Genomic DNA, 15,288 nt, shown 5'->3' on the forward strand with positions numbered 1-15,288 from the left:
GCCAGCGTGGGCGACAAACCGTGCGGCGGAGTGATGTGCGTGCCCGCGCAGGAGCCGGAGCGGCGATGACCGCCCTGCTGCGCGATGTGACCCTGCGCGACGGTTTGCAGCTCACCGGCAAGGTGCTGCCGACCGAACAGAAGGTCGACGTGGTCCGGCGGCTGCTGGCCGCCGGCGTGCCCGCGCTGGAGATCGGCTCGATGGCGCGCCCGGATCTGGTGCCGCCGATGGCCAACTCGCTCGAACTGATCGCGGCACTGACCCCCGACGAGCTGGCGAAGTGCTGGGTCTGGGTGGCCACGCCACGCCATGTCGAGAAGGCCGCCGCGGCCGGTGCGCGGAATTTCCAGTACTGCTTCTCGGTGTCCGACGCGCACAACAAGGCCAATATCGGCCGCGACACCGAGACCTCGGTGGCCGCGATGCCCGAGGCGATCCGGCTGGCCGAGGAAGCGGGCGGTGCGATCCAGCTGTGCCTGGCCACCAGCTTCACCTGTCCGTTCGACGGCCCGGTCGACCCGCATCGGGTGCTCGCCATCGCCCGTGATCCCCGCACCGAGGGTGCGACCGACATCGTCCTGGCCGACACCCTCGGCCAGGCCCATCCCGGCCAGGTGAGCGCCCTGGTCACCGCCGTGCGCGAGACCACACCACCGCGCCGCATCGTCTTCCACGGTCACGACACCTGGGGGATGGGCGTGGCCAACACCCTGGCCGCCATCGCCGCGGGCGCGGGCATGGTCGACGGTGCCCTCGGCGGCCTCGGCGGCTGCCCGTTCGCGCCGGGCGCCAGCGGCAACACCGCCTCCGAGGACATCGCCTTCGCCACCCGCCCCGACTGGTTCACCCCGGCCACCCTGGCGAGCCTCGTCGGCCTCACCGAGGAACTCCTCGCCGAGCTCGGCGAACCCAATCGCTCCCGTACCGCTGAGGGCGCACGCTCGAAAGCCGAAGCGTTCGACTGGGTCATCACGTAGGTATCGGGGGATTCCCGGATGGCGCGGGTCGGCACGGCCCGCCAGACTGGACACCATGACTTCGCACGCCATGGGCACCGAGGACGTCGACGCGGCGGCCGCCACCGAGATCGCGGCCGCCGCACAAGACCTGGTCAAGCTGTACGGATCGGGAGACACGCAGGTCAAAGCCCTCGACGGGGTGTCGGCCGACTTCGCCAAGGGCGAGTTCACCGCCATCATGGGCCCCTCCGGGTCGGGCAAGTCGACGCTGATGCACTGCCTGGCCGGGCTCGACAGCGCCAGCACGGGCGAGGTCCGCATCGGTGACACCGCTCTCACCGGTCTGTCGGACAAGCAGATGACCGCGCTGCGCCGCGACCGGATCGGGTTCGTCTTCCAGGCGTTCAACCTGGTCCCGACGCTCACCGCGCTGGAGAACATCACCCTCCCGCTCGACATCGCGGGCCGCAAGGCCGACCAGGAATGGCTCGACACCGTGGTCAAGCGCCTCGGCCTCGGTGATCGCCTCGACCACCGGCCCAGCGAGCTGTCGGGCGGTCAGCAGCAGCGCGTCGCGTGTGCCCGCGCGCTGGTGGGCAAGCCGGAGATCATCTTCGGCGACGAGCCCACCGGCAACCTGGACTCGCATTCCTCGGGTGAGGTGCTGTCGATTCTGCGGGCCTCGGTCGACGAGTTCGGCCAGACCGTGGTCATCGTCACTCACGACCCGCGCGCTGCGGCCTATTCGGACCGCGTGGTGTTCCTGGCCGACGGGCGCATTGTCGACGAGCTGCGGGATCCGACGCAGGATTCGATCCTCGACCGGATGAAGGCGCTGGAAAACAAGTGAACACAGCATCGCGAAGCGGTTCGATGAGGGGTGGCGGCCGGGTGACGGGTGGGCGCAGTAATCCGATGCGCAAGGTGGCCTTGCGCAATCTCGCCGCGCACAAGGTGCGTTTGGCGCTGACCCTGCTCTCGGTGGTGCTGGGCACCGCCTTCATCTCCGGGTCGTTCGTTTTCACCGATACGTTGCAGCGCACCTTCGACGGGATCTTCGAGGGTCAGGCGCAGGGTGTCGACGTGCGGGTCGGTCCGAAGGACCAGCGCTCGCTCGGCGTGCCGAACAACATCGTGGACGCGCTCGCCAAGACCGAGGGTGTCGACCGGGTCGCACCGGCGGTGAACGGTCCGGTGGTGCTGCTCGATCCCGAGGGCAAGAAGGCCGTGCAGACCGGCGGCGCGCCGAGTTTCGGTGTGTCGTATCTGCCGCCGGAGAAGTCGGTCGAGGATCCGGAGACCTTCGTCGCGGGTCATGCGCCGACCGAGCCGGGGCAGATCGCGCTCAACACCGGTGGCGCCGAACGGGCCGGATTGCAGGTCGGCGACAAGACGAAGGTCTTGATCCCGTCCAAGGGCGAACCGTTCGACGTGACCCTGAGCGGCATCTACGAGCTGCCCGGTACCGACGGCGGTGGCGTGCTGGCGGTGATGTTCACCGAACCGCAGGGCCGCCAGTTGTTCACCGACGGCTCGCATGTCGCCTACGCTGACATCGCCGCCGCGCCCGGCGTCGCCGCCGACGACCTGCGCGACCAGCTCGCCGCCGGACTGCCCAACTACAAGGTGCAGAACGCGGACGAGGTCCGCGAGGACATGAAGAAGGAGATCTCCGAGGCGCTCACCTTCATCAACTACTTCCTGCTCGCCTTCGGCGCCATCGCGCTGATCGTCGGTACGTTCATCATCTACAACACCTTCTCGATGATCGTGGCCCAGCGCCTGCGCGAACTGGCGCTGCTGCGGGCGATCGGCGCCAGTCGCCAGCAGGTCGGTCGCTCGGTGGTCGGTGAGGCGATCGTGATCGGCGTGATCGGCAGTGTGCTCGGGCTGGTCGCGGGGATCGGCTTGGCGTTCGGGTTGTCGGCGGCGCTCAATGCCTTCGACCTCGGCCTGCCCACCGGTTCGCTGACGGTGCTGCCGCGGACCGCGATCGTCGCGCTGCTGGTGGGGCTGATCGTCACCGTGGCCAGCGCCTACGCACCGGCCCGCCGGGCGGCGAAGGTGCCGCCGGTGGAGGCCATGCGCTCCGAATTCGCCAGTGCCGGTGACTCGTTGCGAGTGCGGACGATCGCCGGCGCGGTGCTCGCCGTGGCCGGTGGTGTGCTGGTGTACCTCGGTGCGCAGGGCACGGGCAAGGGCTCGGCGGTGACCGTCGGGCTCGGTGCGCTCGGGCTGATCCTGGCCGTGCTGCTGGCCGCGCCCGCACTGTCGCGGCCGATGGTGATCGTGCTCGGCGTGCTCACCAAGCCCTTCGGCGCGATCGGGCAGATGGCCCGCAACAACGCGGTGCGCAACCCGCGCCGCACCGCCGCCACCGCCTTCGCGCTCACCCTCGGACTGATGCTGGTCTCGGCGATCGGCATCCTCGGCGCCTCGGCGAAAACCAGTGTCGGTGTGCTCATCGACAAGGGTGTGAAGGCCGAATACGTGCTCGCCGGGCCGCAGATGATCGGCGCGCCGATCGGTGCGGTCGACGCGGTGCGCACGCAGGTGCCCGAGGCCAGCGATGTCACCGGGATCCGGTTCGTCGGCTTCAAGGTCGGTGACGACCAGCTCGGCGCCACGTCCCCGGATGGTCCGATCGACCCGGTCATGGACGTCAACATGCTCGAGGGCTCGAGCACCATCGCTGAACGCGGCGCGCTCGTCGGTGAGACCGAGGCGGCCGACCGCGGCTGGAAGCTGGGCGACGCGATCGCGATCACGAGTCTGGACGGCAAGGAACTCGAGCTCACCGTCGGTGGCATCTACGCCGATTCACCGCTGCTCGGCCCGATGGTCGTGGATCCGAGCGTCTACGAGCAGTTGATGCCACAGAGTCTGCGCACCAATATCTTCGTGCTGGTCAAGGCCGCGCCGGGGACCGATCTCACCGCCATGCGAGCGGATCTGGAGAAGGCCACCGAACCGTTCGTGGTGGTGCAGGTGCAGGACCACGAGGAGTTCAAGGGGGCGCAGGGCCAGCAGATCAACACCCTGCTCGCCATCCTCTACGGCCTGCTCGCCCTGGCCGTGGTGATCGCGGTGCTCGGCATCATCAACACCCTCGCCCTGTCGGTGGTCGAACGCCGCCGCGAGATCGGCATGCTGCGCGCCGTCGGCACCCAGCGTGCCCAGGTACGCCGCACGATCTACCTGGAATCCATGCTGATCGCCATCTTCGGCGCCATCATCGGCCTGATCCTCGGCATCGCCCTCGGCGTCGGCTTCCTGCGCACCCTGCGCGACATGGGGATCGACCAGATCACCATCCCGTGGACCCAGCTGGTGTCGGTGCTGATCGCCTCGGGCGTGGTGGGTGTGCTGGCGGCGGTGTGGCCGGGTGTGCGTGCCGCGCGGACACCACCCTTGGCGGCCATCGCTGATCTCTAGGCCCCGCGGTGCCCCGGCCTACCAGCCGGGGCACCGCTCTTGGGGAGCATCTGATGTGGACGATTGATCACCAGGCGCTGGTGGCGTTGGCTTCTCGACCGAGACTTACCTGGGAGCCTGGTGATCAACGGTCCAATATCGTCGCGCGCTGGACCGGTGTCTGTGGGGTCAGGCTGGGTAGCGGTCGAACCAGGTTCGGGGTGGTTGGCCGTGGTCGTCGCGGGGTGGGGTGAGGCCGAATTCGGTGCAGTAGTCGGTGGCGAGCACTTCCAGCGCCGTGCGGGCGTCGACGGTGTTCGACCAGCGGCGGGGGAGGGCGGTGCGGCCGTAGCGGGCGCCGAGGAGGCTGCCGGTGAGGGCGCCCGTGGCGTCGCTGTCACCGGAGTGGTTGATCGACAGGAGCAGGCCGGTGCGCACGATCTGGTGGGGCGGGCCGCCGAGGGCTTCCGCGGCGAGGACCGCGAACACGGCGATCGACAGTGCCTCCGGGCCGATCCAGCCCGCGCCGAGGGTTTCCAGGTCCTCCGGGGTGGGGGCGCGGCCGGTGCTCGCGATGCGCGTGGCCAGTCTGCTGGCCGCCGCCAGCGCGGCCGAAGTCTCCTCGTGGCCGGGATAACTCGCGAGTTCGGTGCGGGCCCGGTCGAGCGCGGTCGCGGTGTCGGTGCCCCGGCACAGCTGGTAGACCAGCGCGGCCAGGGTGCCCGCGGGCAGCCAGCCGCTGGGGTGGCCGTGAGTGAGTGCGGCGGCATCGCAACCCAATTCGAAGATCGCGCCCTGGGCCGCGCCGGAACGATCCGCGGCGTAACCGAATCCGCACGGGGCGGCCCGCATCACCGCACCGCTGCCCTTGGAGTTGTTGATCGGCGCGTCGCGGGTACCGAGCGGGTTCGTCGGGGCCTGCCGTCCGGCGGCCTTCCGGAGGGCCGTGTACACCGAATTTGCCACGCCTCGTTGCTCGATCAATTCGGGATACGCGCTGAGCGAGCTGTGCAGCGCGAACGGCTGCTCCGGTAGCTCGACGGCCTGCCCGCGTAACCACACGAGCATGCCCTGCTGCAGCAGCCCCATCGTCGCGCCACCGATGCCCTTTGCCCTGGCCCGCACCGATCCCCGGATCAACGCTTCCACCGTGAACGCCGAGAGCTGGGTCTCCTCCGAGATCCGCAATGTCTCCGCTCCGGTCACTCCGGCTGGGCCGTACCGTTCTCGAATCTGTTGCAGCGTCCGGTCTTCCACCGGGGCGCCGAGCGCGTCGCCGATCGCCCCGCCGACCAGGCAACCGTGCACGGCGTTCAACCACACCGGCGCGGCCGTCGGGATCGCGTCCCGGCTGACCCTGGCGGACTCGGTCCCCGACGAGCCGCTGTCCTGGGGACGACGACGAGCGACGATCGGCCAATCCTCCGATGGCGTGCGCGTGCCGGGCCTGCGCTCTGGTGACATCGGCGGGCGGGGCGATGATTCCGCTGCGGCGTCGCGCTCGGGTGTGGCCGGTCGGGGAAGGTCAGCGGTGTGCGATGGGCTTGCTCGACGGTTGTCGGTCGAACGGGGCGGTGTGCGGTGGCTGCCGCCCGCCGCGGAGTTCGGTTCGGGTGGTTGGGCTGTCGGACGTGCGGGATCGGCGGACGATCGGCGGTCCGGTGTTGTCGCGGTGCTGTGCGTGTCGGCGGAGTCGATGCGGGGCACGGTGGGATCGACGCGGCTGGAAGCCGGGCGCGGAGTGGGTGCGTGCGGCGTCTCGGTCGGTGCGGGGATGGTCGGGTCGAGGCGTCGACCAGGATGTGGTTCGTTCGGGGTGTCGACGGCTCGTTGGATGGCGGGCTGGGCGCCGGTCGGTGCGGGGGCGGCGCTGTGGGGATCGCCGATCGGTGCGGCGCCGGATCGGGGGTGGTGTAGTGCCTGGGTGAGGGCGGTGGCGAAGTCGGTGCAGGTGGGGAAGCGGTGGGTGGGGTCCTTGGCCATGGCCTTGGTGAGGACGGCGTCCACGGCGGCGGGCAGGGTGGTGCGGCGGGTGCTCGCCGCGGGTGGCGGTTCGTTGAGGTGGCCGAGCATGACGGTGGCGGGGTTGGGGGCGTCGAAGGGGCCGGTGCCGGTGAGGAGGCGGAAGACCGTGCAGGCCAGGGAGTACTGGTCGCCGCGGTGGTCCATCGGCGCGCTGCTGAGCTGTTCGGGGGAGGCGTAGGCGATGGTGGCGGTGAACTGGCCGGTGCGGGTCAGGCCGCCGGTGTCGTCGAGGAGTTTCGCGATGCCGAAGTCGGTGAGCAGGACGCGTTCGTCGAAACCGGCGCCGACGCCCGCCGTGCGGGAGAGCAGGATGTTGGCCGGTTTCACGTCGCGGTGCAGCACGCCCTTGTGGTGCGCGTAGTCAAGGGCGCTCGCGGTCTGGGTGGCGATCTGGGTGATCCGTTCGATCCCGACCTCGGGCACCGGCACCGCCGCCGCGTCGATACCGTCGACGAACTGCATGGCGATCCAGAGCCGTTCCTCGTCGACGCCACGGTCGTAGACGGTGATGATGTTCGGATGGTCGAGCTGGGCGATCAGGTCGGCCTCACGCTCGAACCTGGCCCGGATCTCCCCGTCGGCGAACAGATCACGGTGCATCACCTTCAACGCGATCAGCCGGGGCAGCCGCCGGTCCCTGGCCGCGAACACCGCGCCCATTCCACCGCGCCCCAGTTCCCGCTCGATGACGAAACCGGCGAACACCTCCCCCTGCCGCACCATCGCCTCACCCCGTTCACCGAACTCGATCGTTCGCAGCCTAGTTGGCCGCACGGCGCCGCGCGCTCGAGTCCGCCCGAACCGGTCGCCCCCGCACCGGGTGGCGGCCCTTACACCGCAGGGGCGTTCGTGTCGGCCCAGCGGGCGATGTCACCGCGGTCCAGAGCGGTGGCGAGCAGGTCGGGGAACTTGTCCGGGGTGCAGGCGAAGGCGGGGATGCCGAGGGCTGCCAGGGCGGCGGCGTTGTCGTGGTCGTAGGCGGGTGCGCCCTCGTCGGACAGGGCGAGCAGCACCACCACCTGCACGCCCGCCTCCTTCATCGCGTTCATCCGGCGCAGCATCTCGTCGCGCACGCCGCCCTCGTACAGATCGGAGATGAGCACGAACAGGCTGTCGGTGGGCCGGGTGATCAGCGACTGCGAGTAGGCGATGGCGCGATTGATGTCGGTGCCGCCGCCGAGCTGGGTGCCGAACAGCACGTCGACCGGGTCGCTGAGCTGATCGGTGAGGTCGACGACCTCGGTGTCGAACACGACCAGCGAGGTCTTCAGCGAACGCATCGACGCGAGCACCGCGCCGAAGACCGAGGCGTAGACGACGCTGGCCGCCATCGACCCGGATTGGTCGATCGCCAGCACCACATCGCGCTGGATCGACTGCGCCTTGCGCCCGTAGCCGACGAGCCGTTCGGGCACCACGGTGCGGTGTTCGGGCAGATAGTTGGCGAGGTTCTTGCGGATGGTGCGATTGAAATCGATGTCGCGCAGTTTCGGCCGGTGCGTGCGCGCGGCCCGGTTGATCGCCCCCGAGACGGCGGCGACGGTCTTGGCGGCGATGCGCTGCTCGACCTCGCGCACCACCTTCTCGACCACCATCCGCGCGGTCGCCTTGGTGGTCTCCGGCATCACCCGGTTCAGGCCGAGCAGCGTGCCGACCAGGTGCACATCGGGTTCCACCGATTCCAGCAGTTCCGGTTCCAGCAGCAGTTGGGTCAGGTTGAGCCGCTGCACGGCGTCGCGCTGCATCACCTCGACCACGGTCGCGGGGAAGTAGGTGCGGATGTCACCCAGCCAGCGCGCGACGCGAGGTGCCGAACCGCCCAGTCCACCAGACCTTTTCGTCGACCCGCCGGCTTCTCCGGTGTTGTACAGCGCGGCGAGCGCCTGATCCATCGCCTGATCGGCGCCCGAGGACAGGCCGCCGAGCTGTTCCTCGGCGGCGGTACCGAGCACCAGTCGCCAACGGCGCGAATGTGTTTCGTCGGTCATGGCGTGCACTCCTGGTCATCACGCTGAAGGGTGGGTGGCGTGTTCATCCGGCAGCTCCCAGGATGGCGGTGGCGGCGCGCAGGGCGAGCTGGCCACGGGTGGGGTCGACGTCGGTCGGCGCGGCCGGGGTGGTCGGTGCCGATCCGGTGTCGCGCAGGGCCTGGCCGATGGCACGGCGCTCGCCGGATTCGAAGGAGCCGAAGGTGCGGCGGAGCAGAGGGAGGGTGGCGACGAATTGGTCCTCGGCGAGGTCGCGGAGCCAGTCGTCGATGCGGCGCAACAGTTCTCGGTCGTGCACGAGGAGCAGGCCGCGCCCGCCCAGGAAACCGTCGATCCAGGCGGCCTTGGCGGCGGGGGTGTTGCCGATGGACAGGGCAGCGGCCAGGCGGCGGGCGGACTCGGCGTCGTCGATGCGTTCGGCGTCGCAGAGCAGGCGCACCGCGCGGCCGCCGATCGCGCCGTGCACGTCGTCACGGTCGGCGATGCGCTGCAGGGTCGCCAGCCATTCGGTGCTGGCGTGTTCGTCGTCGCGGGTGCTGATGGCGGTGTGCGCGGCGTCGATCTGGGCGCGCAGGGCCTCGGCGGCATCGGTGTCGAGGCCGGTGACGGCGCCGGGCAGGCCCGCGCAGATCCGCACGAGCAGACCGTCGGCCACATGGGCGAGCGCCTTGGTGTCGGTGCCGCGCACATCGCCGTAGCGCAGTGTGCGGGTCAGTCCGGGGAGCGCGCCGAGCAGGTGGGTGACGTCGTGATCGAGGGCGGCGGCGTCCTCGAGCCGGGTGATCAAGCCGTCGGTGGCGCCGCCCAGATCGGCGAGCAGAGCCAGCTCGAGCGCATGGGCGAGTGCGGTGACCGTGATGTCCTCGCGGCTCGCGGTGTCGAGGATCTTCGCCTCCGCGGCGGTGCGCAGCGTCGTCCCCCACACCGCGGCCTCGACGATGCGGACCTCGAATTCCGGTTCCCAGCGCAGGGTCCAGGTTTCCCGGAAGGTGCCGGTGCTGCGGACCTCGCCGGTGGTCGGCGTGCCCCAGTCGATGCCGAGCAGCCGCAGCCGGTGCAGCAGATGCGAGCGTTCGACGTCGCGATCCTTGCGCAGGTCCAGGTCGACGTTGCGGGCGAGCGCTTCCTGCTTGAGCCGCAGGGTCTTGCTCCGGGCACGCAGGTCGGCGGCCAGCGGCACTGTCGGGGTGTCCTCGGGGACCGCGCCGAGCGTCTCGCCGACGACGAGTTCGTCGATCACCAGCCGCAGCATGGTCTCGTCCCCGCCGCACATCACCGACCGCACGGCCTCGGTGACCTCTGACAATCCCGCCAGCGGCCGGCCACGCAGCGCGGCGAGGGTGTCGGACAGCCGCACGGCCTCGATGATGTGCGCGCTCGACACCGGCAGATCGTGCGCCCGCAGCACCCCGGCGACCTTGGTCAGCCAGCGCGCCACCGGCCGCTCGGTCTCGGTGAACAGGTGGTGATACCAGCCCGGTGAGGTGACGCCCGCCCCGTATCCCGACCCCGCCGCCAGCCGCGAATGCGTCCACGGCACCCAGGTCAGTGCCGCCTTCGTCTTCGGCAAGCCCTTGAGCAGCCGCATATCCGGCGCGGCCGGACCCAATGTCCCCGTCAGTGCGGGTGCATGCCACGCCCCACACACCACCGCCAGCCGCTTCGCCCCGCCCTTGAGCACCTGCCGCATCACCTGCCGCATATGGGCCTCACGCCGCAGCGTGTGGTCATCGACGACCAGCGCCGCGCCCGTGTCGGCGCCCCGGTCCCGCGAGGAATCCGCCGAGCCGGTGTCGTCGGCTTCGTGCTGCCCGCCCGGTGTCGGAGTATTTCTCGGCGGGACCGTGTCAGCTGGCTGCCCGCCCGGTGTCGGTGTGCTGCTCGGCGGGGCCGTGTCGGTGGGCTGCTCGGACTGGTTCGTGTGGTCGTGCGTTGCTGCCGAGTTGTCGGGTGGCGCGACTGTGCCCGGCAGGGTTGTCGGGCTCGGTGCTGTTGGGTGCCCGGGGTGTGACCCGGAGGTTGGGGACGGGTGGGGAGCGTCCTCGCGCAGGGCGGCCATCGCTTCGGTGATGGCGTCGAAAGCGGTGCTGTCGGGGACGGATTCGACGACGGCATCCCACCAGCGCTCGGCATCGTCGTAGCCCGCCGCCGCGGCGAGGGTGCCGAGGGGGTCGGTGCGGTCGCCGCGGGATTCGTCGTCGACGGCGAGGACGGTGGCGGCGGGGAGGTCGCAGAAGCGGACCGGGACAGCATGTTCGGCGCCGTAGCGCATGGCCTGCCACTCGGGGGAGAAGGTGGCGAACGGCCAGAAGGCCGCGCGTGCCGGGGAATCCGGGACATAGGCCAGGAGCGCGACCGGCGGGGTCATGGTGTCGGCGGCGACGAATCCGACCAGGGGATCGGCATCGGCGGGGCCTTCGATGAGGATGGCGTCGGGCCGGAACTCCTCCAGTGCGTGCCGCAACGACCGTGCCGAGCCAGGACCGTGGTGACGGATGCCGAAAACCCGCGTCACCGCGTCACCTCCACCCGTACCCGCGCTGACCGGCGACTCGGTCGAGTTGGCTTCGGCCGGTGTGTGTTCGTTCATCGAAGACCCCATGTGTGCGGTGTGTTCCGTCCTCCCCGTCGGATCGGGCTCAGCCCGCGATTTCGCGGCAGGCGCGGTAGAAGTCGGACCAGTCGGGGCGTTCGCGGACGACGGCTTCCAGGTATTCGGTCCAGATGACCGAATCGGCTACCGGGTCCTTGATGACCGAACCGAGGACGGCGCCGGCGATGTCGGAGGCGCGGAGTACACCGTCGCCGAAGTGGGCGGAGAGGGCGAGGCCGTTGGTGATCACCGAGATCGCCTCGGCGGTGGACAGCGTGCCCGAGGGCGACTTGAGCTTGGTGCGGCCGTCGGCGGTGATCCCGGAGCGCAGCTCGCGGAAGACTCGAACCACCCGGCGCACCTCCTCGGCGGCCGCGGGCACGGTGGGCAGTTCCAGTGCGGCGCCGAGCTGTTCGACCCGGCGGCTGACGATCGCGACCTCGGAGTCCTCGTCGGCGGGCAGCGGCAGCACCACGGTGTTGAAGCGGCGGCGCAGCGCCGAGGACAGGTCGTTCACGCCGCGGTCGCGGTCGTTGGCGGTGGCGATCACGTTGAATCCCTTGGCCGCCTGGACTTCCGCGCCGAGCTCGGGCACCGGGAGGGTCTTCTCGGACAGGATGGTGATCAGCGCGTCCTGCACATCGGAGGGGATGCGGGTGAGTTCCTCGATCCGGGCGATCGCCCCGGTCCGCATGGCGGTCATCACCGGGGAGGCGACCAGCGCCGCGTCGCTCGGCCCTTCGGCGAGCAGTCGCGCGTAGTTCCAGCCGTAGCGGATGGCCTCCTCGGCGGTGCCGGAGGTGCCCTGCACCAGCAGCGTCGACTCACCGCTGACGGCCGCCGAAAGATGTTCCGACACCCAGGTTTTGGCCGTGCCGGGTACGCCGAGCAGCAGGAGCGCCCGGTCGGTGGCCAGCGTGGCGACGGCGACCTCCATCAGCCTGCGCGGCCCCACGTACTTGGGCGTGATCACGGTCCCGTCGTCGAGCGTGCCGCCGAGGACATAGGTGACCACCGCCCACGGCGACAGTTTCCAGGACGGCGGGCGCGGGCGGTCGTCGACGCGAGCCAGCGCGGCCAGCTCCTCGGCGAAGGCCTGTTCGGCATGGGGACGCAGCAGGGTGGTTGCCGGTTCGGTGGTGGTCATCGCAGCTCCTCGAGCATGGTGGCGCGGTCGGTGAGATCGTGGGCGAGTCGGTGGAAGGCCTGTTGCCAGGCGGGGTCGTCGGTGGAGTCGGCCAGCGCGGTGATGCGTGGTGCCAGGGCGGAAGGTAGATGGACGCCCGCGGCGGTGAGCAGGGCGCGGTCGGCATAGGCACCGGCGCTGGCGTGTGGCATTCGCGCGGTGGTGCGGGCGCGCTCGCTCAGCAGGCGCACCAGGTGGGCGGCCACCGGTTCGGGCCAGGGGTGGTCGAGGCCGGGCAGAATGGCTTGCAGTTCGGTGAGCTGGTGGGCGTCGAGGTCGAGCACGTGGTCGATCCGGTCCGCGGTGTCGAGCAGGGTGAACAGTTCGCGGCGACGCAGGATCGCCTGCTCGGTGGGTGTCGCGTGGGCGAACAGTTCACGGGCCCAGACGGTGTCGCGTTCGGCGAGGGTGGCGTCGACCCAGCCGTCGACGATCGCCTTGGCGTAGCGCACGGGTAGTGACAGCGACAGTGCCGCCGCCGCGGTGTCGCTCGGTGTCGCGCCCATGACGGTCGTCCAGGTCGACAGTGGCGCCGCGGTGATCACCTGGTGCAGGGTCTGCACGGTCGAATCAGCGGTGTTCCAGCGCATCTTCGGCTGATCGGTGCCGTCGGTGATGCCGTCGCGGCGGGTGGACGCATCGACTTCGACGGGCACATCGACTTCGAGAGAGTTGTCCGCGCCCACTCGAACCCACGCCGTCAGCAGCGCCGCCATGCGCTGTCCGAAGGCCGATCCGGGCAGCCTGGCCAACAGTCCCGCCGCCGTGCGCCGTACATCGCCGCGTCGATCGTCGAGGGCACGTTCCAGCAGTGCCTCGTCGTCCGGGTTCAGCCCGTCGGCCAGGAGCGCCAGTAGTTCGGCCTTGATCGGGCCCGACTCCTTGGCCCACGCCCCATCGAGTACCGCGAGGGCGGCGGCCGGGTCGGTCGCGCGCCGCTGCGCGAACCAGTCCTTGCGCTCCCCAGCGGTACCGAACAGCCAGATGTCCTGTGTAAGCGCGGTTTCCGTGGTTACCTCGACGCTGCTATCGCTGGGCTCTGCCCCGGCAGGCACCTCCGGCAGGCCGCTCGCACCGCTCGATGGGCCCGGCTGATCAGCGGTGTTCGGTCCGAGGCGGTCGGCGGGGAACTCGTCGACCAGCCTGGCCCACGCGGGGTTGCGGGCCGCGAGCCAGCGGCCGCGTCGTCCCGCCAAGCGGAGCAGGTGTGGGCGCAGGGTGTTGTCCGAGGCGGCGACCGACAGTGCTTGTACACAGGCCACATCGGGCAGGCGGAAGTCGAAGGGGGATGCGGCAGCGAACCATTCGGGCAGGAAGGGTGACTTGTCGGCCAGGAGTCGACCGAGCCGGTCGGCGGCGGGACGAGGCAGCAGACGGCGGGGATCATCCGCGGCGGGTTCTGGTTTCGGTGCACTGCTGGGCAGTCGTCCGCCGCGCAGGTACAGATCCTGCAGCGCGGCGGTCTCGAGCAGGCGGACAGCGGGCTCGCTGGAATGCTGTGGTGCCGCGGTCGCGACCGCGGCGGGCAGGTGCACGCTGTCGATGCTGCGCCGTGCGGTGCCGAGCAGGGCGACCGAAACCAGTTCGGCCAGTTCGGGAGTCGGCCTGGTCTCGGTCGGGAACTCGGTCTCCAGGTCGCTCACTTCACCAGCGCTGAACACCGAGACCGGGTCGAAGCCGTCGGCGCGCCAATCCCCGGTGACGGTCACCGGATGACCACCCGCGATGGCGATCAACCGCCACGGCCGTACCCCGGCGGCCAGCGGTAGTGCGGTGCCGTCGGCATCGACGAGCTGCCAGCCGTGCTCGTCGAGCACCGGGACGACCTCGGTGAGCAGTGCGGGCCAGGCCCGCAACCAGGGATCGCTGCTCAGCGCGGTGGCGTAGGCCTCGAGTGCCGCGTCGATGGTGCCGTTCGCGGGCACGGTCGTGAACGGTTCGGGCGCACCGTGGCGCGTACCCCAGTGCGCCCGCAAAGGCGCGGGGCCAGGGTAGTAGTGCAGGTCCGCGTCCACCTGGCTGCCCGGTGCGGGCACCTCGCCGGTGAAATTCGGTGTGCCGAAGGAATGCTCGATCAACAGGGCCCACCGGCCGGTACGGCGCCCGCGCAGCCAGGTGCGCCGGGTGTGCAGCCGCTCCTCTTCACTCACCCGCATGCCGAGCACCAGCCAGTGGTCGCGCACCGCGGGCTCGGCGAGCACCGTCTCGGCCTGCGTCGGGTAGCCCACATGGGTTCGGATGACCGCTTGGAGCGGTTCGGGCAGCGCGTCGAGCCTGCGGTGGGCCAGTACCAGCAGATGCAGGCGGGCGTACTCGCGCAGGAGCAGTTCGGGCCAGTGCTCGGTGGTCACCACCGCGACGGGCAGGCGGCGCAGGGCTTCGGCGATGCGGGGCGCCTGGGCGTCGACCATGCGCGCCGCGATCGTCTCGTAGGCGGCGAAGGAGCGGTCGGTCTGGGCCAGGCCGGTCCGGATCTGGTCGGTGAGCCAGACCTCCAGCTCGGTGAGCCCGGCCGTCACCCTGGCGCGCCGTTGCTCGACGGTCGCCTGCGACGGCGCGTTCGACGTCTTGGGCTTCGGCGGAGCCGCCGCCTTCGCCGCGCGCCCGGCCAGCCACTCCGCCGCGAAATCGGCCGGTGTCTCCTCCGGCGGCACCGCACCGCCGGACCAGGCGAGCAGCAGCGACAGGGCGTGCTTGCAGGGAAATTTGCGGCTCGGGCACGAGCACTTGTACGCGGGCCCGGCCAGGTCGACGACCGTCTGATACGGCTTGGCGCCGCTGCCCTGGCACAGACCCCACACCGCCGTCGCGGCCGCACCGGTCGCACGCCAGCGACCGGCCAGCTTGCGTGTGGCAGCCAGTGAGCTCGCGTCCGGCGCGAGAGCACGAACCTGCTCCTCGGTCCACGGCGCCTGTCGGTCGGTCATCGGTTCCCCCGTTCTCTGTCGCCGAAATATCTACCGCAGCCCACCGACAACTGCCGCTCGTGGCGTCGAAACGCCTGGAAAACCCTGGCGCCGGGGCGGATTCACGTTCCCTGGCTTGCCGTGAACGCCGATGTCTGGCATTCTGACCTGTTCGGCTCGGCCGGACCACCCGGGCCGCTCAACGCAGCGTAGCCCG

8 protein-coding genes are annotated in these 15,288 nt (G+C 70.5%); 3 read left to right on the top strand and 5 right to left on the bottom strand.

The annotated features are described in order from the left end of the window. Positions 1-65 precede the first annotated feature (65 nt). The 3 genes from ACFVVM_RS33655 (at position 66) to ACFVVM_RS33665 (ending at position 4,394) form a co-directional block, all read left to right on the top strand. Entirely contained in the window at positions 66-977 is a 912-nt protein-coding gene (locus ACFVVM_RS33655) for a hydroxymethylglutaryl-CoA lyase (protein WP_387626602.1), read from the top strand. 55 nt (positions 978-1,032) lie between these two features. After that, positions 1,033-1,809 (top strand): ABC transporter ATP-binding protein, encoded by a 777-nt coding sequence (locus tag ACFVVM_RS33660; RefSeq protein WP_387626604.1) that lies wholly within the window; start codon positions 1,033-1,035, stop codon positions 1,807-1,809. Positions 1,810-1,874: 65 nt separating this feature from the next. Continuing rightward, on the top strand, positions 1,875-4,394 hold the full coding sequence (locus tag ACFVVM_RS33665) for an ABC transporter permease (protein WP_387626606.1): 2,520 nt from the start codon (positions 1,875-1,877) through the stop codon (positions 4,392-4,394). A gap of 168 nt (positions 4,395-4,562) precedes the next feature. Here the strand turns inward: ACFVVM_RS33665 and ACFVVM_RS33670 are convergent, their stop codons facing one another. The 5 genes from ACFVVM_RS33670 to ACFVVM_RS33690 form a co-directional block, all read right to left on the bottom strand. Beyond that, on the bottom strand, positions 4,563-7,121 hold the full coding sequence (locus tag ACFVVM_RS33670; protein ID WP_387626608.1) for an ADP-ribosylglycohydrolase family protein: 2,559 nt from the start codon (positions 7,119-7,121) through the stop codon (positions 4,563-4,565). Positions 7,122-7,228: 107 nt separating this feature from the next. Further along, entirely contained in the window at positions 7,229-8,386 is a 1,158-nt protein-coding gene (locus tag ACFVVM_RS33675) for a VWA domain-containing protein (protein WP_387626610.1), read from the bottom strand. 43 nt (positions 8,387-8,429) lie between these two features. Beyond that, positions 8,430-10,976, bottom strand: coding sequence for a DUF5682 family protein (locus ACFVVM_RS33680; protein WP_387626612.1), 2,547 nt, complete (start codon positions 10,974-10,976; stop codon positions 8,430-8,432). A gap of 49 nt (positions 10,977-11,025) precedes the next feature. Beyond that, on the bottom strand, positions 11,026-12,126 hold the full coding sequence (locus ACFVVM_RS33685) for an AAA family ATPase (RefSeq protein ID WP_387626614.1): 1,101 nt from the start codon (positions 12,124-12,126) through the stop codon (positions 11,026-11,028). Next, complete coding sequence (locus ACFVVM_RS33690) at positions 12,123-15,092, bottom strand: DUF5691 domain-containing protein (protein ID WP_387626616.1); 2,970 nt, start codon at positions 15,090-15,092, stop codon at positions 12,123-12,125. The genes ACFVVM_RS33685 and ACFVVM_RS33690 overlap by 4 nt, the downstream gene beginning before the upstream one ends. Positions 15,093-15,288 lie beyond the last annotated feature (196 nt).

The sequence above is a fragment of the Nocardia sp. NPDC058176 genome, from assembly GCF_042883805.1.
GTDB lineage: Bacteria > Actinomycetota > Actinomycetes > Mycobacteriales > Mycobacteriaceae > Nocardia.